The sequence below is a fragment of the Microcella humidisoli genome, assembly GCF_024362325.1.
Classification (GTDB): domain Bacteria; phylum Actinomycetota; class Actinomycetes; order Actinomycetales; family Microbacteriaceae; genus Microcella; species Microcella humidisoli.
The window spans coordinates 535,695-557,653 of record NZ_CP101497.1 but is presented as its reverse complement, the minus strand read 5'-3'; the positions used below and the strand labels follow the sequence as shown (position 1 = coordinate 557,653).

Annotated in this window: 19 protein-coding genes; 12 read left to right on the top strand and 7 right to left on the bottom strand. The window is 70.5% G+C overall.

Annotated features, from left to right (window positions below):
- Positions 1-22 precede the first annotated feature (22 nt).
- Positions 23-1,363, bottom strand: coding sequence for a hypothetical protein (locus NNL39_RS02625; protein WP_255160155.1), 1,341 nt, complete (start codon positions 1,361-1,363; stop codon positions 23-25).
- A 234-nt stretch (positions 1,364-1,597) separates the two neighbouring features.
- Here NNL39_RS02625 and NNL39_RS02620 point away from each other — a divergent pair, with 234 nt between their 5' ends.
- From NNL39_RS02620 to NNL39_RS02605, 4 genes are read left to right on the top strand one after another with little or no spacing between them, the layout of a single operon-like run.
- The gene (locus NNL39_RS02620) at positions 1,598-2,680 is read left to right on the top strand and encodes a nitroreductase family protein (RefSeq protein WP_255160154.1); all 1,083 of its coding nucleotides are present in this window, start codon (positions 1,598-1,600) and stop codon (positions 2,678-2,680) included.
- On the top strand, positions 2,677-3,645 hold the full coding sequence (locus NNL39_RS02615) for a lysylphosphatidylglycerol synthase domain-containing protein (RefSeq protein ID WP_255160153.1): 969 nt from the start codon (positions 2,677-2,679) through the stop codon (positions 3,643-3,645). Before NNL39_RS02620 ends, NNL39_RS02615 begins: the two co-directional genes overlap by 4 nt.
- Complete coding sequence (locus NNL39_RS02610; RefSeq protein WP_255160152.1) at positions 3,642-4,901, top strand: polysaccharide pyruvyl transferase family protein; 1,260 nt, start codon at positions 3,642-3,644, stop codon at positions 4,899-4,901. Before NNL39_RS02615 ends, NNL39_RS02610 begins: the two co-directional genes overlap by 4 nt.
- The gene (locus tag NNL39_RS02605; protein ID WP_255160151.1) at positions 4,898-6,982 is read left to right on the top strand and encodes a hypothetical protein; all 2,085 of its coding nucleotides are present in this window, start codon (positions 4,898-4,900) and stop codon (positions 6,980-6,982) included. The genes NNL39_RS02610 and NNL39_RS02605 overlap by 4 nt, the downstream gene beginning before the upstream one ends.
- A 42-nt stretch (positions 6,983-7,024) precedes the next feature.
- Here the strand turns inward: NNL39_RS02605 and NNL39_RS02600 are convergent, their stop codons facing one another.
- From NNL39_RS02600 to NNL39_RS02585, 4 genes are all read right to left on the bottom strand, one after another.
- Positions 7,025-8,272: a glycosyltransferase family 2 protein gene (locus tag NNL39_RS02600; protein WP_255160150.1), complete on the bottom strand. Its 1,248-nt coding sequence runs from the start codon at positions 8,270-8,272 to the stop codon at positions 7,025-7,027.
- 5 nt (positions 8,273-8,277) lie between these two features.
- Complete coding sequence (locus tag NNL39_RS02595; protein WP_255160149.1) at positions 8,278-8,613, bottom strand: hypothetical protein; 336 nt, start codon at positions 8,611-8,613, stop codon at positions 8,278-8,280.
- Between the two features lie 82 nt (positions 8,614-8,695).
- Positions 8,696-9,571: a glycosyltransferase family 2 protein gene (locus tag NNL39_RS02590; RefSeq protein WP_255160148.1), complete on the bottom strand. Its 876-nt coding sequence runs from the start codon at positions 9,569-9,571 to the stop codon at positions 8,696-8,698.
- Positions 9,558-10,709 (bottom strand): glycosyltransferase family 4 protein, encoded by a 1,152-nt coding sequence (locus tag NNL39_RS02585; protein ID WP_255160147.1) that lies wholly within the window; start codon positions 10,707-10,709, stop codon positions 9,558-9,560. The genes NNL39_RS02590 and NNL39_RS02585 overlap by 14 nt, the downstream gene beginning before the upstream one ends.
- A 196-nt stretch (positions 10,710-10,905) precedes the next feature.
- Between NNL39_RS02585 and NNL39_RS02580 the strand changes: the two genes are divergently transcribed.
- Together NNL39_RS02580 and NNL39_RS02575 are read left to right on the top strand one after the other, a co-directional pair.
- Positions 10,906-11,889 (top strand): GDP-mannose 4,6-dehydratase, encoded by a 984-nt coding sequence (locus NNL39_RS02580; RefSeq protein WP_255160146.1) that lies wholly within the window; start codon positions 10,906-10,908, stop codon positions 11,887-11,889.
- The gene (locus tag NNL39_RS02575; protein ID WP_255160145.1) at positions 11,889-12,839 is read left to right on the top strand and encodes a GDP-mannose 4,6-dehydratase; all 951 of its coding nucleotides are present in this window, start codon (positions 11,889-11,891) and stop codon (positions 12,837-12,839) included. The genes NNL39_RS02580 and NNL39_RS02575 overlap by 1 nt, the downstream gene beginning before the upstream one ends.
- Here NNL39_RS02575 and NNL39_RS02570 read toward each other — a convergent pair.
- Positions 12,836-14,419: a DUF4214 domain-containing protein gene (locus NNL39_RS02570; RefSeq protein WP_255160144.1), complete on the bottom strand. Its 1,584-nt coding sequence runs from the start codon at positions 14,417-14,419 to the stop codon at positions 12,836-12,838. The two genes, NNL39_RS02575 and NNL39_RS02570, sit on opposite strands and share 4 nt — an antisense overlap.
- Before the next feature lie 269 nt (positions 14,420-14,688).
- Here NNL39_RS02570 and NNL39_RS02565 point away from each other — a divergent pair, with 269 nt between their 5' ends.
- From NNL39_RS02565 to NNL39_RS02540, 6 genes are read left to right on the top strand one after another with little or no spacing between them, the layout of a single operon-like run.
- A complete protein-coding gene (locus NNL39_RS02565) occupies positions 14,689-14,838 on the top strand; it encodes a hypothetical protein (RefSeq protein WP_255160143.1) in 150 nt (49 codons plus the stop codon).
- The gene (locus NNL39_RS02560) at positions 14,835-16,334 is read left to right on the top strand and encodes a glycosyltransferase (RefSeq protein WP_255160142.1); all 1,500 of its coding nucleotides are present in this window, start codon (positions 14,835-14,837) and stop codon (positions 16,332-16,334) included. Before NNL39_RS02565 ends, NNL39_RS02560 begins: the two co-directional genes overlap by 4 nt.
- Positions 16,331-17,821, top strand: coding sequence for a glycosyltransferase family 4 protein (locus tag NNL39_RS02555; RefSeq protein WP_255160141.1), 1,491 nt, complete (start codon positions 16,331-16,333; stop codon positions 17,819-17,821). The genes NNL39_RS02560 and NNL39_RS02555 overlap by 4 nt, the downstream gene beginning before the upstream one ends.
- Positions 17,818-18,789: a glycosyltransferase family 2 protein gene (locus NNL39_RS02550; protein WP_255160140.1), complete on the top strand. Its 972-nt coding sequence runs from the start codon at positions 17,818-17,820 to the stop codon at positions 18,787-18,789. The genes NNL39_RS02555 and NNL39_RS02550 overlap by 4 nt, the downstream gene beginning before the upstream one ends.
- A complete protein-coding gene (locus tag NNL39_RS02545) occupies positions 18,782-19,726 on the top strand; it encodes an ABC transporter permease (RefSeq protein ID WP_255160139.1) in 945 nt (314 codons plus the stop codon). The genes NNL39_RS02550 and NNL39_RS02545 overlap by 8 nt, the downstream gene beginning before the upstream one ends.
- On the top strand, positions 19,726-20,460 hold the full coding sequence (locus NNL39_RS02540) for an ABC transporter ATP-binding protein (RefSeq protein WP_255160138.1): 735 nt from the start codon (positions 19,726-19,728) through the stop codon (positions 20,458-20,460). Before NNL39_RS02545 ends, NNL39_RS02540 begins: the two co-directional genes overlap by 1 nt.
- Here NNL39_RS02540 and NNL39_RS02535 read toward each other — a convergent pair.
- Positions 20,457-21,941: a polysaccharide pyruvyl transferase family protein gene (locus NNL39_RS02535; RefSeq protein WP_255160137.1), complete on the bottom strand. Its 1,485-nt coding sequence runs from the start codon at positions 21,939-21,941 to the stop codon at positions 20,457-20,459. The genes NNL39_RS02540 and NNL39_RS02535 overlap by 4 nt on opposite strands.
- Between the last annotated feature and the right edge of the window lie 18 nt (positions 21,942-21,959).

The following is a 21,959-nucleotide window of genomic DNA, read 5'->3' as shown; positions in this document are numbered from 1 at the left end:
GGCAGCGGCGAGGTGTCGCGCGTCAGCCCGCGGGTCGCGTGCGCACCAGCAGGTCGGCGCGGTAGTCGGTGAACCAGGCGTACCGGCTCATCTGTTGGATCATCACGAGCCGCTCGGTATCGCTGTAGACCACATAGGGGCGCACCATGCGGCCGGCGCTGCGCGTCGTGGTGAAGGTGCTCGTCGCCCGGCACCCGGCACCCCAGGTGCAGCGCCAGTAGGTGATGGTCCACGACCCCGAGGTCGAGGTCGTCGGGGTCTGCCGCGAGGTGATGAGCCCGCCATCGATGAACGCCGCACCCCCCACATATCGCGTGGCGTACGTGTAGCCGAAGGGGCGCCCGGTCAGCTGACCCCACGTGCCCGAGGTCCAGCGCGATCCGTTCCAGATCTTGTACCGGTAGTGGGCGGTGTCGGTGCCCTTCCACGCCGCGTAGACCACGGCCGGGGCGCCGTTGACCCTGCCCACGTCGTGCAGTCTCACCCGGGTCGTGCCGGTCGGCACGACGACCTGGTCGAACTCGCCCGGCAGCAGCGCGGGGCCGCCCGGCTCGTCGAGCGAGCCGATGACGGTGCCGTCGACGAGGGCGATCTCACCGGTGCTCAGGTCGAGGGTGGCCGTACCGACCGAGCGCCAATCCGGTGCGGTGGGATGCGCGTAGTGGGCGAGCGAGACGAGGTGGCGGTCGTCGGCGTGGCCCGGGCGGGCGAGCAGGTACATGCCCCGCACCGTCTCGCCGCTCGTGAGGGTCGCCGGTTCGCTCCACGTCGCGCCCCAGTCGGTCGAGCGCACGTACTTCCAGTTCTGCCCCGCGCGCACGATGAGCGTGAGGGTGTCGTCGGTCTGCAGCAGCTGCGCGTAGGTCGTCGGCGCCCCGAACTCGATGCGTTGCTCCTCCGACGCCACGAGGGTCTGCCGGTCGACCCATCGAAAGCGGGCGTGGGTGCGCGCCGCGTGGGTCGAGTAGACGGCGAGCAGCTGCGGCTCGTCGGGGTCGATCGCGATGGCCGTCGCGTTGTGGTCGTCAGCGCGCTCGGGCCCGCCGAGCGCAACGCGGTCGACGACGCCCGTCGCGCAGTCGACGCGGCTCACGGCGTTCGTGCCGTCGCGCGAGATCGAGCCGATCCACCAGTACCCGCCGTCGGCCGCGGCGAGCGGGTTGACCCAGCTCGAGTAGATGCCATCCGGCACGATCGCGCAGGCCGGGTGCCGCGCGGCCTCGGCAGGGCGCGCGTCTGCCATCGCCAGCAGGCCCGCCGTGAGGGCGAGGGCCGCCGCGAGGGCCACGCCCGCTCGCCCGCGCGTCATGACGGCGGCTCGGCGCGCGGCGGCGCTCGGGCGCTCGAGGGGGGTGGACGGCATGGTTCGTGCACTGCTTTCGATCGGTGCGGGCATCGACCGCGCTCGTCTCCACGCTACCGAACGCCCCCGTCACCCGGGGCCCATCGCCCCTCGCGCGAGGCTGTCGCGCACCGTCGCCGGCCGCCTCCGGGCCCGCGCTTTCACCGCGTATACTGGGCCAGGCTGTGCCGCGTCGGCGCGTCCCGCGTCCGGATGCCGATTCGCGACGCGCAGCCCCGCTCGTACGGAGAGATCGTGCTCAAGAGACTCAAGCGCATCGCCAAGCAGCTTCTGGCGATCACCTGGATCCGTCGGACCTACGAGGTCGTGAACCGCGTGTTCCTCGAGACCTTCGGCTCCAGCCGCATCCTCACGCACCTGTTCTTCACGATCGGGTTCCTCACCTTCAACCGCGAGCAGGCGGCCGTGCTGCGGGGTCGGCGCAACTACTACCGCAACAAGGGCACGGCACGCACGACGCACGTCGAGCTGCGGCGCAACATCCACCGTCTCGAAAAGGGCATCATCATGCGCCCCCGCCGCGATGTCTTCGCTCGCGACTACATCGGCGAGACGGTCGAGTTCTACGCGGCCGCGGTGGCGCAGTACACCTCGCAGCAGAACGGCATGGAGACCGCCGAGATGGAGTGGGCGCACGACGTGCTCACCGAGTACTTCCGGGTGAGCACAGGCAGCCACCCCATCGTCGATGCCGCTCGCGCACGGTTCGAGGCCATGCCCGCCCCGACCGCGCCCAGCGGCAAGGTGCCCTACGTCAAGAAGCAGCTCTCGGGCGTCACCTACGACGAGCTTCACGAGCTCGCCATGCAGCGCCGGTCGGTGCGCTGGTTCGAGCAGCGGCCGGTCGAGCGAGAGCTGATCGACCAGGCGCTGCTCGTCGCGCGGCAGGCACCCACGGCCTGCAACCGCCTGCCGTACGAGTTCCGCGTCTACGACGAGCCGAGCGCCGTCTCGACGGTGGTCGGGCTGCCGTTCGGCGCTGCCGGATACGCCCACAACGTTCCCGCGGTCGTCGTGGTCGTCGGCAAGCTCGAGTCGTACTTCAGCCCGCGCGACCGCCACGCCATCTACGTCGACTCCTCGCTCGCGGCGATGTCGTTCATGTTCGCGCTCGAGACCCTGGGTCTCTCGTCGAGCGTCATCAACTGGCCCGACTTCGAGCCGCTCGAGGCGAAGATGCAGAAGACCCTCGGGCTCGATGTCTCTGACCGCGTCGTCATGCTCATCGCCGTGGGCTACGCGCACCCCGAGGGCATGGTGCCCTACTCGCAGAAGAAGGAGCTCGACACCTTCCGCTCGTACAACGTGCTGCGATGAGCGAGGCCCGGTCGCCGCGCGTGCGGACGATCCTGCGCTACGCCCTGACGGCCGTCGTGCTCGTGGCCGTGGGCTGGTTGTTCTGGCTGGCGCTCGCCCAGAACTGGGAGCAGGTGCAGCAGGCCGATCTGCGGCCGAACCTGCTCATGGTGGTCGCGGTCGTCGTCTTCGCGGCCGCGGTGCCCGTCTCGGGCCTGCTCTGGGGCGTCATCGTGACCGATCTGGCACCGGATGCCCGCGTCACCGCTCGCGACGCCGTCGAGGTGCACAGCGCCTCGTGGCTGCTCAAGTACATCCCCGGCCAGGTCGGGTCGCTCGTGAACAAGGTCGTCTGGGGAGGGCGCCGCGGCATCAGCCGCATGGTGATCCTCATCAGCTTCATCTACGAGAACGTCTTCTTGCAGATCGTGTCGATCGTGCCGAGCCTCGTGATCATCGCGCTGTCGGTGGGGGTCGGCGTGCTCGCGGGCAACGTCGCGACGGCGATCGTCGTGGGCGTGGCCCTGGTGCCGCTCATCGCCGTGCTCGACCGGCGCATCTTCCGCCGCCTGCTCGACCTGGCCACCCGGCGGCTGACCAAGCAGCCCCTGCCGGTCGAGTACTTCTTGCCGACGCGCCGCACGGCGGCGCTGCTGGCGGGATTCACCGTGCCGCGCATCATCAACGGCGTCGGCATCGTTCTCGTCGCCGCGTCGATCACCGCGGTGCCCGCGACCGACTGGCTGCTCATCGGTGCGGCCTACGCCCTCGCGGGCGCCCTCGGTATCCTGGCCTTCTTCGTGCCGAGCGGGCTCGGGGTGCGCGAGGCGGTGCTGTTCGCCTGCCTGGTGGCGGCCGGGTACTCGGCCGCCGACGCCGTGCTGATCTCGTTGCTCGCCCGCTTGCTCAGCACCATCGCCGATGCCGTTCTCGCCCTGCTCTACGCTCTGCTCCGCATCCTGCCCCGTAAGGAACCCACCGCATGACCACCACCGCCCCCGCCCCCCGCATCGCGATCATCGGCTCGGCGCTCTCTGGCAACAAGGGCGCGTCGGCGATGCTCGAGAGCTCGATCGCGACGCTCAGCGAGCGCATCCCCGGCGTGCGGTTCACGCTCTTCAGCATGTACCCGGCCGAAGACCGGGCTCAGAACGAGTACGAGTCGCTCGACATCATCGACGCGCGCCCGCGCCAACTGGGCGTGACGATCAACACCCTGGCGCTGCTGTACCGCGTGCTGCCGTTCCTGCGCCCGATGCTGCGCTCGCGCTCGCGCGCGATCGGTGCGCTCGCGAGCTCGCAGGTGCTGCTCGACCAGGGCGGCATCACGTTCACCGATGGGCGCGAGAAGTTCTTGCTCTACAACGTGGCGTCGATCCTGCCGGCGCTCATGGTGAAGACCCCCGTCTTCAAGTGCGCGCAGGCGGTCGGGCCGTTCCGCAACTCCGTCAACCGGTGGGCGGCTCGGCGGTTCCTCCCCCGCGTACACACGCTCGTGACGCGCGGGCGCATCACGCACGAGTTCGCCGAGCAGCTGGGCCTCACCAACCTCTTCGCCGGCGCGGACTACGCCTTCTCGCTCGAGCTCGACGGCACCGAGCAGGCGTCGGCCGCCGCGCACTTCGACCTCGGCTTCTTCGACACCGATGCCGTCGTCGTCGGCATCTCTCCGAGCGTCGTGCTGCAGAAGAAGGTCGAGGCGCGGGGTGCCGACTACGTCGCCGAGGTCGCGGGCTTCATCGACGCCATGACCGCCTCGGGCCGGCGGGTCGTGCTGTTCCCGCACAGCGTGCGCACCGGCACCGACAAGACCCACAACAACGACCTGCCCCTCTGCACGCGCATCTTCGAGCGGCTCGAGCGCCGCGATGGCGTTCTCTTCATCGACCGCGAGCTCTCGTCGCAGACGCTGCGGTACCTCATCGGCCGCTGCGACTACTTCGTGGCGAGCCGTTTTCACGCCATGGTGTCGTCGCTCGCGATGTCGGTGCCGACCCTCGTGATCGGCTGGAGCCACAAGTACCAAGAGGTGCTCGAGATGTTCCAGCTCGACGAGTGGGCGTTCGGGCATGACAAGCTCGAACCGGCGTTCCTGCTCGAGCGGTTCGACGCGCTCGTGCAGGCCGAGTCGACGGTGCGCGAGAAGCTGCGCAGCAACCTGCCGACCGTCAAGGCGACCTCGGTCGCGCAAGCCGATCTCATCGCCGCGATCGTGAACGAGTCCACGGGGGCGCGCGCATGACCGTGCTCGGCATCATCGCCCTGACGATGCTCGCGTGCGTCGTGCTCGGCGCGCCCATCGCGGTGCTCGCGCGCGAGCGCCACGAGGGCTGGGGCGCGCTCTCGGCCGATGCCGCCGTGTTCGGCTACCTCGTGCTCATGCTGCTGCCGACCGTCTTCGCCTGGTGGGGCGCGGTGCCCCTCGCGCTGCTCGCCGCCGGCTGGGTCGTTCTCGTCGTGCTCGCCGTGCGCCGGCGCGCACTGCCGCCCCGTCTCGCTCTCGATCGCCGCAGCCGCTGGTTCTGGGGCGGCGCCGCCGTGGTGGCCGTCGTCACGGTCGTGCCGCGCGTCGATTCGGTCAATTTCTTGCCCTGGCTCGGCGACATGGGTGCCTACATCAACTGGGCGAACCAGTTCGCGCGCACGGGCGAGCTCTCGTCGTCGTGGCCCCCGTTGCTGCCGGCCTATCTCGGCCTCAACAGCGCCGTGTTCGGCTTCGAGCACGTCGCCTCGGGGCTGGCGGTCTCGGGCCTCGTGCTCGCGATCGCGATCGCACGCACGCTGCAGCGCATGGGCATCAACCGCTGGATCGTGCTCGCCGTCTCGGGCGTCGTCGCCGTGCACGTGCACGCCATCTGGTATTCGACCTTCCCCAGCAGCGAGACGCTCAACGCGCCCCTCTTCGTCATCTGGGTGCTCACGGCCTACACGGCACTGCGGTCGCCGCGCCCGATCGGGCCCGTGCTGCTCAATGCGCTCGCGATGGTCGCGCTCGGCCTCTTGCGCGGCACAGGGCCTCTGCTGCTCGTGCCGCTCATCGCCCTCGCCATCTGCTCGTTCGTCGTTCCCGACTTCCGCGCGATGCGCCGATCGGTGTGGATGCTCGTCGCGGGCAACCTCGTGGCCGCCGTGCTCGGCTTCTGGTACGGCATCACCGAGATCCGGCGCTACTACGTCGAGACCCAGCTCACGAACCTGCTTCCCGACGCGGTGATGTCGCTCGTCGGCGGCCGACTCGGACTCTTCGATGCGACCGCCACGACCGCGGCGGTGCTCGTCGTGGTCTGCGCGGCCGCGGTGCTCGCGGCCGTGCTGTTCGCTCGTCGACCCGTCGTCGAGAGCCGCGCCACGCGCATCCCGGGCATTCTCGGCATCGTCGTCGCGGCCGTGCTGACGGCGGGGGTCATCGCGACCGCGATCGGCGGCACGTCGCTGTGGACCATCGCGCTGCGCCTGGGCCTCGTGCTCGTCATCATCGGCATCGTCACGATCGTCGCCGCCACGCGCTCGTCTGACGATGCGGCGCTCGTGGCGACCGTGCTCATGCTCGGCACGACGATCACGATGTTCTACGGGCTGCAGACCGTGCGTCTCGGGCTGCTGTCTGACCACTCGTTCTTCTTGTACTGGGATCGCTACGCGGTCAGCGAGATCCTTCCCGCGCTGCTGCTGCTGCTCGGCATCGGGCTCGAGCTCGTGCGGCGCCGGTTCGCGGCCGCCGAGAACCTGCGGCGCCGGGTTCCCGAGGCGCTGCTCACGGCACCGGCGCTGCTGGGCGTCGGAGCGCTCGCCATGGTGCTCGTCGCGCTGCCGCAGCAGCAGAATCTGCGGCTCATGCTCGCCGACAGCTACATGCGGGGCGCTTACGAGCTGCAGGTCGACCTCAACGCCTCGGTCGAGCGCGAGCAGGTTCCCGTGGTGTGGGCATCGACCTCGACCGCCACGGTTCCGGGCTTCTTCTTCCCGAACACCTGGATGGCCTTCGCGCGTCCGATGCAGATCTCGTACGGCTTCGAGGTGCTGCGGCTCGCTGGCCGCGACAACTTCGGTCGCGACGAGGTGCTCGATCTCGCCGCGGTCGAGTCGTCGCTCGCCTGCTCGCCCACCGGCCGCATCCTCGTGCACGAGGTCCGCAACGGCGGCGCGGGGCTCGGCGCTCGGATCGACGACCCGAGCGTGAGCGTGCGCCTCGACGAGACCGTCTCGGGGTCGATGTCTCTGCTGAGCCAGCCCCCCGGAGCGGGATGGCAAGAGGTCGCGTTCACGGTCGACGTCTGGATCGTCGAGGCCGCCGACGCTGTCGATGCGGAGTGCGTGCGCTGAGCCGGTCGCCGTCTCGCGACGGCTGCCGTGCGGCGGCGAGCGTCAGGCGGAGGTCGACGCGAACCGTTCGGTGAGGCGGCGGGCGCCGCGCGCGCGCGCCGCCCGCCAGGGCGACGTCGAGACGTCGACCGCGCTGATCCAGACCCCGTGGTCGAAGTCGATGTGGTCGCGGTGCGGGGTCGGGGCGATGAGATGCACGATCTGGCCCTCGGCCGCGAGCGCGCGGCCGCGCTCGCGGGCGGCGGCGATGCTCGCGGCGCCGGGCCCGGCGACGAGGACGCGCCGCACGATCTCCGGCCCCTCGACGATGGTGGGGAACCGGCGGAACATCGACCCCCGCGCGCCGCGCGGTAGTTGCCCGCGGTGGGCGGTCGGTCTGACAGCGCGCGCCGCGCGCAGCCCGGTGTCGACCGCCTCGTCGCGGTACTGCAGAAACCGGTCGAGGTCGTCGCGGTCGATGAGCCCGTCGGCGACCGCCTGCACCATCTCGACCTGGTGCATGTGGGCGAAGGCCCGCTGCTCCTCGATGATCGTGCGCTCGTCGTAGAACGCGAGACCGTGCCGCAGCGCGAAGTAGGCGTGATTCTTGACCACGGGGTAGCGGTGCCGGGCGACGCGGCGGTGGTCGCGGATCGTGCTCGGCGCGAACCGGTGGTGCAGGTGCGCGCCCGACACCTGCCGAACGTCGTAGCCCCGGTCGATGATGCGCACCACGAGGTCGGTGTCATCCAGGTAGTACTCGTACTGCTCGTCGAAGCCTCCGACGTCGTCGAGCGCCGTGCGGCGGAACGCCATGTTGGTGCCGATGAGGTGGGGGAACGTGAAGCTGTAGGGGAAGACCCGCTCGGGACTCGCTCTGCCGGGCGATGCCACGGGGTCGCCGAGGCGCGTGAACAGGGCGTAGGTGCTCTGGTAGGCGACTCCCGTGTGGTCGAGCACGTAGCCCCCGGCAGCGCCGACCAGCGGATCGTCGAAGGCGGCGACGAGCTGCCCCAGCCACTCGGGCTCGGGCACCGCGTCGTCGTCGATGAAGGCCACGATCTCGCCGCTCGACGCGGCGATTCCGATGTTGCGCGAGACGCTCAGGTTGGCCACCGGGCACCGCTCGAGCACGACGCGGTCAGACCACGGCGCCAGAAGGGCCTCGGTGGAGTCGGTTGACGGGCCGTTGACGACGACGACCTCGAACTCGCCCGCGTAGGCGATCCACTGCAGCGCTTCGAGCGTCGTGCCGAGCGACTCGGCGCGGTTGAGCGTGTTGATGACGATCGAGACCCGGGGGGCGCTCATCGCGATCAGCGCCCGGGGGGCGTCTGCTCGCCCTCGATGGCGCTCAGGCGCCGCCCGAGCTCGCGCAGTGAGACGGCCACCGAGCCGAGCTCGCCCGTCGACTCGTCGTGCGCGTCGGCGGTGAGGGTGCCCGGTCGCGCCGAGCCGCCCGTGAGCGCGAGGCGCTCGAGCTCGTCCATGCGCACCTCGAGTGCGCGCACCTGGCGGTTGAGCGAGGCCTCGACGAGCGTCATGTGGCGCCGAAAGGAGGGCAGCGCGACGAGCGCTCGGGCGAACGCCGAGAGCCAGCCGAGCGGGCCCAGTCGGGGTTCGTCGGCGGAGGGGGGTGTGGTGCGGGTCACCGTCGACCTGCTTCCTCGTTCGGGGACAACGTGGTTGACAGCGTGTCACGTTCCGGGCCGTGGGCGCCAGACCGCGCGCGGCTCACCGGGCGGCTCGCCGCAGCTCGCTGCGCAGCCGCCAGCGCAGGCCGAGGTGCGCCACGCCGAGCGCGGGGCGCATGAACCACTGGGGGTACTTCTTCGCGAGGTACCGGTAGGCGCTCTCGTGGTGGGCGCGCAGCATGCGCTCGGAGTGCTGCGAGGTCGAGCTGCCGCCGATGTGCACGACCTCGGCGTCGGGAACGTAGACGCTGCTGAAGCCCGCCTCGAGCATCCGCTTGCCCAGATCGACGTCTTCGAAGTACATGAAGAAGCCCTCGTCGAAGCCGCCGATCGCGTCGAACGCGCTGCGCCGCACGAGCACGCACGCGCCCGAGAGCCAGCCCGTCGGTGTGGGCTCGGTCGCGAGGCCGAGCTCCTCCTGCCGGTACCGGCGCGTCCACGGGTTGCCGGGCCAGCGGTCGGCCAGCAGGGCGTGACCGATCCCGTCGCGGAACGAGGGCAGTCGACGCGCCGAGGGGTAGACGGTGCCGTCGTCGTTGCGGATGAGCGGGCCGACGATGCCGATGCGCTCGTCGGCGCGGATGACCTCGTGCAGCCGCTCGATCGCGCCCGGCCGCAGCGTGAGGTCGCTGTTGCACACGAGGATGTACCCGATCTCGGCACCGAGCTGGGCGGCGCCCGCATTGACGGCGGCGCCGTAGCCCGGGTTCGACTCGTCGACGATGAGCCTCGTGCCCGGTCGTGCCGCGGCGACGCGCTGCGGGGCTCCGTCGGTCGAGCCGTTGTCGGCGAGCACGAGTGCGAGGGGCTCGCGCGAGCCCTCGTCGAGCGAGGCGGCGAAGGCGTCGAGCTCGAGACCGGGGGAGTAGGTGACGACGACGACGCCGATCGCGTCGCCGTACTCAGCCTGCGCCATTCTGCGTCCCTCCCTCGCGCGCCCGCGTGTAGACCGCGGCGTGCGCCTCGGCCGCTGCGCTCCAGGTGAAGCGCGCGGCCCGCTCACGGCCGCGGCGGCCGAGCTCGCTCCGGTGGTCGTCGTCGGCGAGCAAGGCGACGATCGCGGCGCGGATCGACTCCGACGAGGGTTCAGCGTACGCGACGGCGTCACCGCCGACCTCGGGCAGGGCCAGTCGGCGGGTCGTCAGCACGGCGGCGCCGCACGCCATGGCCTCGACCACGGGCAGGCCGAAGCCCTCGCCGAGCGAGGGGTAGGCCACGAGCAGCGAGCCGCCGAGCAGCCCCGGCAGGTCGTCGCGGTCGACGTAGCCGAGCACGCGCACGCGGTCGCCCGCCTCGCGCAGCAGCTCATCGACCTCGGTATCCCACCCGCGCGCTCCCGCGAGCACGAGCACAGCATCCGCGAACCGATCGTCGAGCTCGGTGCGTGCGGCGAGCACGGCGCGGATCAGCGCGGGAACGTTCTTGCGGGGCTCGATCGTGCCGAGGAACGCGATCCAGTGCGGCGTTCCGGCGAGCGACCGGGCGCGCTCGATCTGGGCGGGGGTCGGCGGGCGGAAGACGCTCGTATCGACGCCGTGGTGGGCGACGGCGCACGCGGCGGCCCGCGGGCCGACGAAGCGCTCGAGCTCGCTGCGCGTGGCGGCGCTCGGCACGATGCACGCCGCGGCGAGACGCACCGAGACGCGGCTCCAGAACCGGAAGAACACGCGCTTGACGGGGCTGTGCAGCTGCGGATCCGAGAAGAACGTGGCGTCGTGCAGCGTCACGACGACGGGCCGCCGGGCCAGCAGCGGCATCGTGTAGTGCGGCGAGTGGATGACCGCCGCGCGGTGCCGCCGTGCGAGCAGCACGAGCCCCACCTGCTCCCATAGCAGGCGCACCGCGGTGCGGGCGACCGCGGCGGGCACCGCGTGCACGCGGGCGTGCGGAGCGGCGTCGGCGATCCAGGCCGCGTCGCGCTGCTGGCACGCGATCACGAGGGGAGTGCCGAGCGCGTCGAGTGCGGGGATGAGCTGCTCGAGGTACCGGCCCACGCCGCCCACCTGAGCGGGGATCGCGGTCGCGTCGATCACGATCGGCGGCGCAGCGCTCACGGTCGACCTTTCTGCTCGGGGGGACGACCCATTATCCCGTCGCGCGCGACCCCGACGCGGCGCCGACGCTGAGCCGCGGCCCGCGCACGGTAGAGTCGTGCGGACGAACGCCGATCTGCCCCTGCCCGGGCCGGCGCTCGCTCCGGGCGCGCACCACCGGCGCAGAACCCCCGCACATCGACGAAAGATCGCACTGATGACACGAGCACTGATCACCGGAGTCACGGGTCAGGACGGCTACTACCTCAGCAAGCTGCTGCACGAGAAGGGCTACGAGGTCTACGGCCTCGTGCGTGGCCAGAACAACCCGAAGATCGAGTTCCTCGAGCGCGAGCTGCCCTTCGTGCGCATCCTCACGGGCGACCTGCTCGACCTCTCGAGCCTCATCCGCGCGCTCGACGTCGCGAAGCCCGACGAGTTCTACAACCTCGGCGCGATCTCGTTCGTGGCCTACTCGTGGGAGAACGCCATGCTCACGAGCGACGTCACGGGCAAGGGCGTGCTCAACGCCCTCGAGGCCGTGCGCCTCTACTCGGGCGACGACCCCGGCAAGGTGCGGTTCTACCAGGCCTCGAGCTCGGAGATGTTCGGCAAGGTGCAGCACGTGCCCCAGTCGGAGTCGACCCTGCTGTGGCCGCGCTCGCCCTACGGTGTGGCGAAGGTCTTCGGGCACTACATGACGATCAACTACCGCGAGTCGTACGGCATGCACGCCTCGAGCGGAATACTCTTCAACCACGAGTCGCCCATGCGCGGGCCGGAGTTCGTCACGCGCAAGATCAGCATGGCCGTCGCCAACATCGCGCGCGGCCGGCAGGAGACCATCACCCTCGGCAACACCGACGCCAAGCGCGACTGGGGCTTCGCGGGCGACTACGTCGACGCCATGTGGCGCATGCTGCAGCAGGACGAGGCCGACGACTACGTCGTCTCGACGAACGAGACGCACTCGGTGCACGAGTTCCTCGAAGTCGCCTTCGCGCACGTCGGCATCGACGACTGGCAGTCGAAGGTGCTGCAGGACCCGCGCTTCATGCGCCCTGCCGAGGTCGACCTGCTCATCGGCGACGCGAGCAAGGCGCACGAGAAGCTCGGCTGGACGCCGACCGTCTCGTTCCCCGAGCTCGTGCGCATGATGGTCGACGCCGACCTCGCACGCATCGACGCCGAATCGGCCTGATGCGCCGGGCTCTCGTCACCGGTATCACCGGGCAGACGGGCAGCTACCTCGCCGAGCTGCTCGCCGCGCACGGTTGGGAGGTGCACGGGGCCGTGCGCACCGCCGGCGAGACCGCGCCGACCGGAGCTCCCACGCTGCACGTGGCCGACCTCGCGCGCCCCGACGAGATCGCCACGGTCATCGACCGCGTACGCCCTGACGCTGTCTTCCACCTCGGCGGCCTCACCTCGGTGGCGGAATCGTGGACCGACCCCGCCGCCTACGCCGTGACGATCGGGGGGTCGACGGCGTCGATCCTCGCGACCGCGCGGCGGCTGGGGGATGCGGGGCACGAGGTGCGCGTCGTCAACGCCTCGAGCGCCGAGGTCTTCGGTCGCGCCGCCGAGCAGCCGCAGACCGCGTCCACCCCGATCGCCCCCGTGACGCCCTACGGCGCCGCGAAGGCTCTGGGGCACCGCCTCGTGAAGATGTATCGCGAGACGGGCGTGCCGGCCGCGAACGGCATCCTGTTCAATCACGAGTCGCCGCGGCGACCGCTCGCGTTCGTGACCCGCAAGATCACGCACGGCGTCGCGCTCATCGCTGCGGGGCGCGCGCCGAGCATCACGCTCGGCAACCTCGACGCCCGCCGCGACTGGGGCTGGGCACCCGACTACGCCGAGGCGCTGCGGCTCGCTGTCGACGCCCCCGGCGACTACATCATCGCGACGGGCGTGAGCCATTCGGTGCGCGACTTCGTGGCGGCCGCGTTCGCCGCGGTCGGCATCGACGACTGGCAGCAGCTCGTGCTGCAGGACCCTCGCTTCATGCGCCCCAATGACGCGCCCGAGCAGCGCGGCGACCCGGCCGCCACCGAAGCGGCCCTCAGCTGGCGCCGCACCGTCGACTTCGAGGGCATGGTCGCCGCGATGGTCGCGGCCGATCTCGCCGCCCTCGCCGACCGGGCCTAGCCGGCCGGCTGCTCGCTGGGCTCGCTCGTCGGCGACTCGCTCGGCGACGGCAGGGGTGCCGTCGGCGCGGGTGTCGGCGTCGTGGGTGACGACGGGGTCGGCGTCGGAGTGGGGCTCGCCGTCGGGGCGGGCGCCGGCTCGACCGTCGGGGCCACGGGCTCTGCGGCCCGGGCCTGCGCGACATCCCAGTACTCGTCCGTCGCCAGGATCGCCGCACGGAACGCGAGCTGCCCGCGCGAGCGGATGTAGCTGCCCCACGTGATGCGCTCCTCGAGCGTCGCCTCGCGGCCCAGGTAGTCGAGGAAGGCCTCGTTCGCGCGATTGCGCGAGGTCTCGACCGAGTTGTAGATCGCGTCGACGACCCACTTGCGGCTCTTGTCGGCCACGAGACCGGCCCAGTGCGCCTGCTCGCCCTCGCTCGCGGGGCGCCCGATGACGCGCTGGTAGAGCGCGTTGACGAAGCCCGTGTCGGTGCCGCCCGCCTTGATGTAGAACTCCTTGGTCGAGAGGAAGACCTCGAAGACGTCATCAGGGGTCAGGATGCCGCGTCGGATCCCCTCGAGCCAGCTGGCCCGCCCACCCGCGTCGGGCTCGCGATCGAGCACCGTGCGGTAGGCCTCGTCGATCTTGCGCAGCCGGTACTCGGTCGAGTTCACGAAGCCGCTCGCGACCTGCTGGCGGGGCATGCCGTTCAGGATGGCGCGCACCCAGCCCGGATACTCCCGCGAGCTCGCCGGCCGGCCCAGCACGTCGTCATAGACGGCCACGACGAAGTTGATGTGGTCCTGGGGCAGGACGGGGGAGCCGAACCAGTTGTTGAAGAACCGCCAGAAGTTGCGGTTGCCGTACGAGCTGCACGAATCGCCCGTGCCCGTGAGGTTGGCGAGGGCTGCGGTGTTGGGCGTGTAGGGGGTGTAGTAGTAGAGAGCGGCGGTCGCCTCGGAGCGGATGGTGACGCGCTTGGAGCCGCACGCGGCGTTGGGGTGGTAGCGAACGTTCGACGCGGTGCCCACCGGGAACCAGTTGAAGGTCGCGGGCAGGTCGCCGTAGCGCAGCAGTTGGCGGCCCGCCATGTAGACCTGGTTGTAGAAGCCGTAGTAGCGCGCATCGCACGGAGCCGTGTCCGGGCATCCGTACCCCATCGCGATCCTGTACTTCGTCGAGCTCGGCGCCGTCGAGGTGACGAGCGACTGCTCCTTCTGCAGCGTCACGAGCAGAACCTGGGGGTTGATGCCGCACGCCTGTGCCACCTTGAAGATGATGGTCGCCGCGGTCTCGTTGCTGGCCCCCGTGTAGCTGGCGCACGTCGAGTCGGCCGCGCGCGTGAACGTCGTCTGGCGGTAGTCGGCGAGGCACGTGTAGCCGCTCTGGCAGGTGCCGCCCTTGTCGTCGAGGAAGGCCTGGATGGCGTCGCGCGACATCGCGGACTTGTTGAAGAAGACTTCGTCGCTGATGATCAGGCCGGGGTCGAACTCCGAGCCCGAGAGTGCGGTCGCGGGCGCAGCAGGAAGCGCGATGAGCCCGCTCACCACGATCGCGGCGGCGCTCAGCATGCCGATCAGCCGTGCTCGAATCGTCACGATCCCAGACCCCCCGTCCGTCGCCGCGTTCCCGTCAACGCGAGCGGTGCCGCGGTTGGCAGACACCGAGGCGACCCTGTTAGGGTATAACGCTTTGGCGCGTCTCCCCTGCTTAACGACGATCGGGTTGCTGAGTGCGCCCCTCGATGGTCGATTATCGAATAGGGATTTCTGTGCAGTCACGACGAGATGATGAGACACCGGTCAGTGATCCTGAGCTCATCTCCTGGATCACTGATGCTGGGCATGCGGCGGCTCGTCATCGGCGCATGTACGCGCTGTCGACCGGAGCCGGATTCGGGCCGTACCTCGCGATCGTGATCCGGCTGCGCGACAAGGTACGCGAGATCGGCCCGGCCCGCACGGCGGCGCTCGCGTGGTCGATCGTGCGGGCTCGACTGAAGCGAGCGGCGTCGTGAGCGCCGTGCCGAGCTCGGTCTTCGCCCAGGCGACGGCCCAGCGGGTCGATGCGGCCCTGACGGCGCTCGGCGAGACGCCCGCGAACGGTGTCGCCGAGCGACTGGCGCGGCTCGTCGAGCTCGCCCGCCGGGCGGAGTCGACCGACGCCGTGTGGCTGCTGATCATCGCGGTGTGCGGCGCGTTCCCGCGCCAGGACGACGTTCGCGCGGTGCGGCGCGTGCTCGACCTCGTCGAGGGTCCGCGCGCCGTCCGTCGCGTTCTCGCCACCCTGCGCCCGCTCATCATCGAGTGCGGCGGTCTCGAGCGACGGCTGCAGATTCTCGATCATGTCGTCGTCGTCGACGTCGACTTCAGCGCCACCCACGAGCACAACACCGGGATTCAGCGCGTCGTGCGCGAGACGATGGCGAGCTGGGTCGGTACGCGCGCCGACGTGCACCTCGCCGCGTGGACCCGGGCCAGCTCGGCGCTGCGGGCCGTGAGCGCCGCGGAGCGGGACCGGGTCGTCGACTGGGGCTCGCCCACGCGGTTCCGCGGAGCCGAGAGCTCGGCTGCCGACGGCGACATCGTGGTTCCGTGGCGCAGCGACGTCGTCATCGTCGAGGTCCCGAGTGCCGCATCCAGCGAGCGCATGGCCGCGCTCGCGGAGTTCTCGGGCAATCGCGTGCACCTCGTCGGCTACGACACCATCCCGATCGTGAGCGCCGACATGCTGCACCCGCGCGAGGCGGAGAAGTTCGCGAGCTATCTCACCCTCGTCAAGCACTCGACGTCGATCGTCGGCATCAGCGAGTCGGCTGCTCAGGAGTTCTCGGGCTACATCTCGGCGCTGCGCTCGCAAGGAGTGACGGGTCCGCAGGTGAGCTCCTGCGCACTGCCGGCCGAGCTGACCGCCGCGAGCGAGATCGTCGACGATCCCGCCGACGACCGCATGCTCGTGCTCTCGGTGGGCAGCCACGAGGCGCGCAAGAACCACCGGGCTCTCCTGTTCGCCTCTGAGGTGCTCTGGCGCGAGGGATTCGAGTTCGAGCTCGCGCTCGTCGGTCGCGGCAGCGCCGAGTACATCGGCGCATTCGATGCCGAGATCGCCCGCATGGTCGCCCGCGGGCGCCCGATCACGGTGCGGCGCGACGCCGGTGACGAGGAGCTGGCCGAGTTCTATCGCCGCGCGCGGGTGATGGTCTTCCCCTCGCTGCACGAGGGCTACGGCCTCCCGGTCGCCGAGGCGCTGTCGCGCGCGACCCCCGTGATCACCACGGCCTACGGCAGCACCGCCGAGATCGCGCGTGATGGTGGATGCCTCGTGATCGATCCGCGCGACGACGACAGTCTCGTCGACGCTCTGCGCTCGGTGCTCGCCGACGATTCGCTCGTCGAGCGACTGCGGGACGAGGCGCGCCGCCGCCCCGAGCGCACGTGGAAGCAGTACGCCGACGAACTCTGGGCGGCGATGATCCAGGCCTCGCCCGCGGGCTCGGCGGGGGGTGCCGCATGACCGCGTCGACAGCCGTGATGCACCGAGCGCGATCGCGTGACGAGCGAGTCGCGCTGCTCTGCCGACTGCTCGGAGGCTCCCGTGCGGACGACCGCGAGAGCGGCGTGACCCCGGTTGACCCGGCCGCGGCACTGGCCGAGCTGCTCGACCACGATCCTTCGCCGTCGCGGATCTGGCTGACGATCGCCGTGTTGACGAGCACGCTGCCCCCCTCGGCCGACGTGGTCGCGTGGCGCCGTCGCGTGCGGCTCGACGGCCCCGCTGCACTCCTGGCCCTCCGGCCCGCCCGACGGCTGCGGAGGCGCGCGGTGAGTGTCATCGAGGGCGGTGTCGTCGTCGATGTGCATCACACCGCTCGTACCGATCTGGAGACGGGTATCCAGCGCGTGGTCGTCAACGTCATGCGGCAGTGGACGGCCGCCGAACGGCAGATGACCATCGTCGGCTGGCTGCCGGGCGATGAGGGCTTCGAGCTGCTCGGCGATCGGTGGGATCAGGCGCAGGCGTCGTCGCGCACGACGAGCTCGACCCGTCCGGTGGTCGTGCCGTGGCGATCGACCTACGTTCTTCCCGAGCTCGCGGTCGAGGCCGACCGCCTCGACCGGGTGCAGTCGCTCGCTCAGTACAGCGGATCCGCCACGGCCGTCGTCGGCTATGACTGCGTTCCCCTCACCGTGCCCGAGACGGCGGGCGGGGGGATGCGCGGAGCATTCGCTCGCAACCTGGCTGCGGTGGCCTGGTTCGACCGCGTCGCGACCATCTCCGAAGCCGCGGCTGTCGAGTACCGCGGGTGGGCGCGCATGGTCGAGGCCGCCGGTATCGAGGGGCCGCAGATCTCAGCGGTCGTGCTCGCCGACGAGTCGGTGCCGAGCGACGCCGATGTCGCGTCGATCCAGGGAATCGTGCGTGCCGGGCACCCTCTCGTGCTGTGCGTCGGCAGCCATGAGCCGCGCAAGAACCACCTCGCCGTGTTGCACGCGGCCGAGCTGGTGTGGCGCGAGGGCCTCGACTTCGACCTTCTCTTCGTCGGCGGCAACGCGTGGAACTCCGCCCGCTTCCTGGAACGCCTCACCGAGCTGCAGCGCGCCGGGCGATCTGTGCGCAGCCTGCGCCGCGTCGACGACGCGACGCTCGCCGCGCTCTACCGCCGGGCATCCTTCTCGGTGTTCCCCTCCGTGAACGAGGGCTACGGGCTGCCGATCGTCGAGTCGCTCGCGCTCGGCACTCCCGTCATCACCTCGGGGTTCGGCAGCATGCGCGAGATCGCGACCTCAGGATCGGTCCTCGTCGACCCGCGTGACGACCGCTCGATCGCCGACGCGATCGCCGGTCTTCTGCGCGACGAAGAGCGTCGCGAGACGCTCGCCGAGGAGGCCCGCTCACGCGGAGTGCGGAGTTGGGAAGCCTACGCCGATGAACTATGGTCGTTCATGGTCCACGGGGGTCACGGTCGCACCGGTCCTCAGTCGAACTCAGGAGTGTCATGAAGCTGTTCGTGCAGGTTCCGTGTCTCAACGAGGAGCAGACACTTCCCTCGGTGCTCGCCACCATCCCGAAGCAGATCGACGGCATCGACGAGATCCACATCCTTATCATCGATGACGGATCGACCGACCGCACCGTCGAGGTGGCGCGCGAGCTCGGGGTCGAGCACTTCGTGCACCACGTGCGCAACATGGGGCTCGCCCGCTCGTTCCGCGACGGCGTTCACTACGCCCTGCTCAACGGCGCCGACATCATCGTCAACACCGATGGCGACAACCAGTACCCGCAAGACCGGATCCCCGACCTCGTCGCCCCGATCGTGGCCGGTGAGGCCGACATCGTCATCGGCGACCGGCAGACGCACACGATCGAGCACTTCTCGTGGTTCAAGAAGCGCCTGCAGAAGCTCGGCAGCACGGTCGTGAACCTCGCGGCGAGCACCGACCTGCCCGATGCCGCGAGCGGGTTCCGCGCCTACTCGCGCGACGCGCTCATCAAGCTCAACATCGTCACGCAGTTCAGCTACTGCATGGAGACGATCATCCAGGCGGGCAACAAGCGTCTGCGCATCGGCAGCGTGCCCATCGACACCAACCCGAAGACGCGCGAGTCCCGGCTGTTCTCGAGCATGGGGCAGCACGTCACGAAGTCGGCCCAGGCCATCCTGCGCAGCTACATCATGTTCAAGCCCTTCGCGTTCTTCGCGGTCATCGGCTCGTTCATGTTCATCGGGGCGATGGTGCCCTTCGTTCGCTACCTCATCCTCATCTGGGTCTTCGGCGACGACGCCGGCCAGCACCTGCAGTCGCTCATCCTCGGTGTCGCGCTGCTCATCGGCTCACTGCTCTCGTTCGCGCTCGGCGTGCTCGCCGACCTCCAGCGCACCAACCGCGTGCTGGCGGAAGAGTCGCTCGAACGCTTGAAAGAGATGCAGTACGGCATCGTTCGCACCGGAACCTCGATTGGATAAGGCGCAGCGGGTCGCGCACGTCGAGGCCCTGCCGTTCGAGCGCACCGTCGCCGGGCGGGTCGGGGTCTTCGCCGGGCTCTGGCGCGCCATCCGCGACGTCATCGCGCGCCGCGAGCTGCTGGGCCTGCTCGTGCGCCGCGAGCTCAAGGCCCGCTACAAAGACAGCTCGCTGGGGTTCCTGTGGAGCCTCATCAAGCCGCTCACGATGCTGCTCATCTACTTCGTGGCGATCGGCCAGTTCCTCGGTGCCGCGCGCGCCATTCCCGACTTCGCGATCTTCGTGTATGCCGGGCTCACGCTCTGGGCCCTGTACAGCGAGATCGTCGTCACCGGCACCCAGTCGATCCTCTCGAACGCCGGCCTCATCAAGAAGGTCTACCTGCCGCGCGAGATCTTCCCGCTCGCCGCGACCGGGTCGGCGTTCGTGAACTTCGGCGTGCAGTTCCTCATCCTGATCGTCGCCGTCGTCGCGCTCGGCCAGTTCCCGATCTCGTGGAACCTGCTCTACATCCCCGTCGCCGTCGCGATCGCCGCCGTCTACGGCGTCGCGCTGGCCCTCCTGCTCTCGGCCGTCAACGTGTACCTCCGCGATATCCAGTACCTCGTCGAGGTCGGGCTGCTGGTCTTCTTCTGGGCCTCCCCGATCGTGTACTCGTGGTCGTTCGTCGTCGAGGCGGGCGAGCGCTCTGATCTGCCGTGGCTCGAGAGCACGTACCTCATCAACCCGATGTCGACCGCGATCCTGGCGTTCCAGCGGGGAATCTGGGCCGCCGGCTCCGAGGAGCGCGTGCTCGGCGGCGTCACCGTGCCGCCCCAGCCGTGGCCCGCCGACCTCGACCTGCGACTGCTCATCACCTTCGTCGTCGGCCTCGTGCTCGTCGTCGTGGCGCAGCGAGTGTTCTCGCGCCTGCAGGGCAACTTCGCACAGGAGATCTGATGGCCACCGCATCCACGATCGTGCGCGTCGACGGCGTCGCCAAGCGCTTCGTCATTCGCAAGGAGAAGTCGCTCAAAGAGCGCCTCGTCAACTTCGGCCGCTCGAACCAGCACAAAGACGACTTCTGGGCGCTCGACGAGGTGTCGTTCGAGGTGCCGATCGGCGCCTCGGTCGGCCTGCTCGGCGCGAACGGCTCGGGCAAGAGCACCCTGCTCAAGGTCATCGGCGGCATCATCGAGCCCACGCGCGGCGCCGTCGAGCGCCGCGGCCGCGTCGCCGCCCTGCTCGAGCTGGGCGCGGGCTTCCACCCCGACCTCACGGGGCGCGAGAACGTGTACCTCAACGGCTCGATCCTCGGCCTCTCGCGCAAGCAGACCGACCGCTACTTCGACTCGATCGTCGACTTCGCCGAAGTGCACGACTTCATCGACACGCAGGTGAAGTTCTACTCGTCGGGCATGTACGTGCGGCTCGCCTTCGCGATCGCCGTGCACGTCGACCCCGACCTGCTGCTCGTCGACGAGGTGCTCGCCGTCGGCGACGAACGGTTCCAAAAGAAGTGCATGGACAAGATCCGTGAGTTCCAGCAGGAAGGGCGCACGATCCTGTTCGTGAGCCACTCGGCCGATCAGGTGACGCGCGTCTGCGACCGCGCCATCGTGCTCTCGCACGGTCGCGTCGTCTTCGACGGCGACACCACGGGCGGCATCGCCGCGCTGCGCAGCTCGTTCTAGCGGGGCGGTGCCGGCCGGCGCCCGGGACGCCGCGCCATCACGGCGCGCAGCGGCGCCGTGATGCGCCACGACGTGCTGCGCTCGAGCTCGAGGGCGCGCGTGCGCCAGTCGACGGGGTCGGGCTCGGGGGCGGCTCCGGACTGCTCGACGAGCAGCGTCAGCGCAGAGAGCCGTGCGAGTTCGTCGCGCAGCGGCGCCGCGACCGGCAGCTCGGCGGGCGCGGGGTACGCACCAGGGATGTCGGGGTCGCGGCCGGCGAACACCGCGGCCACCGCATCCCACCACGATTCGGCGTGTGCGACCGCCGCGGGCCGCGATCGCGAGAGGTGCGCGGCGATCGTGCCGCGCTCGGCCCACGCCGCCTCGACGAGTCGGACGGCGTGCCCCGTGCCGAGGGCCGTGAGCGGTGCGCACCAGGTCGAGAGGCCGTGGTGCGCGAGCAGGCCCTGCATCTTCTGCTGCGAGTAGAGCTCGGGCCAGAGGGCGACGCAGGGCACGCCGCCCGCCAGGGCGAACACCGCGCCGTGGTAGCGGCTCGTGACGCACAACGCGGCGGCGCGGGTCAGTGCAGCGGTCGTGCGGGCATCCTGCACGGGGATCGAGCTCACGCCGTCGAGGTCGGCCAGGGCATCGGCGATGGCGTCGTCGGCCAGCGACCGCGCCGGATCGATCGAGCCCTCGTGGCGCAGCAGCACGACCGGCAGCCCTGAGGCGCGCGCGATCGCGGTGACGAGACCGCGCAGGTCGTCGAGCAGCTGGCGATAGCCCAGGGTGCCCGCCGCGGGCGAGAAGCTCACGGCAACGAAGCCGCCCGGCTCGAGCCCGTGCCGGCGGGCGACCGCCGTGTCGGGCTCATCGGCGGTGCCGAGCAGCGTGGCGTCGTCACCCGTTTCGACGACGGTGGCGTGCGGGGCGAGCGAGCGTGCGAGGGCGAACGAGCCGGGTTCGCGCGCGGCCGCGAGGCGCGCCCCCTCGAGCAGCGTGGCGACGAGCGCGGCGTCGCCGTCGTCGAAACGCGGGCCGAGACTCTGCCCGCCGATCACGAGCGGGATGCCATGGTGCGCGGCCATCGCGCCGACGGCCGAGCGCTCGGCGAGGTGCTCGGCATAGAGGGTCGTGATGTTGCCGCCGCCCGTGATGAGCACGCCGTCGGCGGCCGCGACGGCGTCGATGACCCCGCGGGCCGGGTCGTCGGTGGGCAGGGCGTCGTCGTCGCCGGCGAGCAGGGCCAGCACGCGGTCGTGGCGGCGCATCACCGCGTCGTGGGCGAGCCCCGCGAAGCCGATGCGTTCGACGCTCTCGACCCCGTACCGGTGCCGTGTGTCGCGCGGGTCGCGCGAGAGGAGTACGAGGTCGGCCTCGAGCCGCCGGCGCAGCTGCGCGATCGCCGCTTCGGCCATCGCCTCATCGCCGACGTGCAGCGTGCTGCTCGCCCCGACGTCGCCGACGAGCAGGATGTGGCGACGCGGCGACAACGGCATGGACTCCATCGTGCCACG

Excerpts from the sequence above, each read along its gene's own strand:
- NNL39_RS02555 (WP_255160141.1), top strand. The coding sequence starts at position 16,331 with ATGACCGCGTCGACAGCCGTGATGCACCGAGCGCGATCGCGTGACGAG.
- NNL39_RS02590 (WP_255160148.1), bottom strand. The coding sequence starts at position 9,571 with ATGGCGCAGGCTGAGTACGGCGACGCGATCGGCGTCGTCGTCGTCACC.
- NNL39_RS02605 (WP_255160151.1), top strand. The coding sequence starts at position 4,898 with ATGACCGTGCTCGGCATCATCGCCCTGACGATGCTCGCGTGCGTCGTG.
- NNL39_RS02600 (WP_255160150.1), bottom strand. The coding sequence starts at position 8,272 with ATGAGCGCCCCCCGGGTCTCGATCGTCATCAACACGCTCAACCGCGCC.
- NNL39_RS02565 (WP_255160143.1), top strand. The coding sequence starts at position 14,689 with ATGTACGCGCTGTCGACCGGAGCCGGATTCGGGCCGTACCTCGCGATC.
- NNL39_RS02575 (WP_255160145.1), top strand. The coding sequence starts at position 11,889 with ATGCGCCGGGCTCTCGTCACCGGTATCACCGGGCAGACGGGCAGCTAC.
- NNL39_RS02550 (WP_255160140.1), top strand. The coding sequence starts at position 17,818 with ATGAAGCTGTTCGTGCAGGTTCCGTGTCTCAACGAGGAGCAGACACTT.
- NNL39_RS02610 (WP_255160152.1), top strand. The coding sequence starts at position 3,642 with ATGACCACCACCGCCCCCGCCCCCCGCATCGCGATCATCGGCTCGGCG.
- NNL39_RS02615 (WP_255160153.1), top strand. The coding sequence starts at position 2,677 with ATGAGCGAGGCCCGGTCGCCGCGCGTGCGGACGATCCTGCGCTACGCC.
- NNL39_RS02580 (WP_255160146.1), top strand. The coding sequence starts at position 10,906 with ATGACACGAGCACTGATCACCGGAGTCACGGGTCAGGACGGCTACTAC.
- NNL39_RS02540 (WP_255160138.1), top strand. The coding sequence starts at position 19,726 with ATGGCCACCGCATCCACGATCGTGCGCGTCGACGGCGTCGCCAAGCGC.
- NNL39_RS02535 (WP_255160137.1), bottom strand. The coding sequence starts at position 21,941 with ATGCCGTTGTCGCCGCGTCGCCACATCCTGCTCGTCGGCGACGTCGGG.
- NNL39_RS02625 (WP_255160155.1), bottom strand. The coding sequence starts at position 1,363 with ATGCCGTCCACCCCCCTCGAGCGCCCGAGCGCCGCCGCGCGCCGAGCC.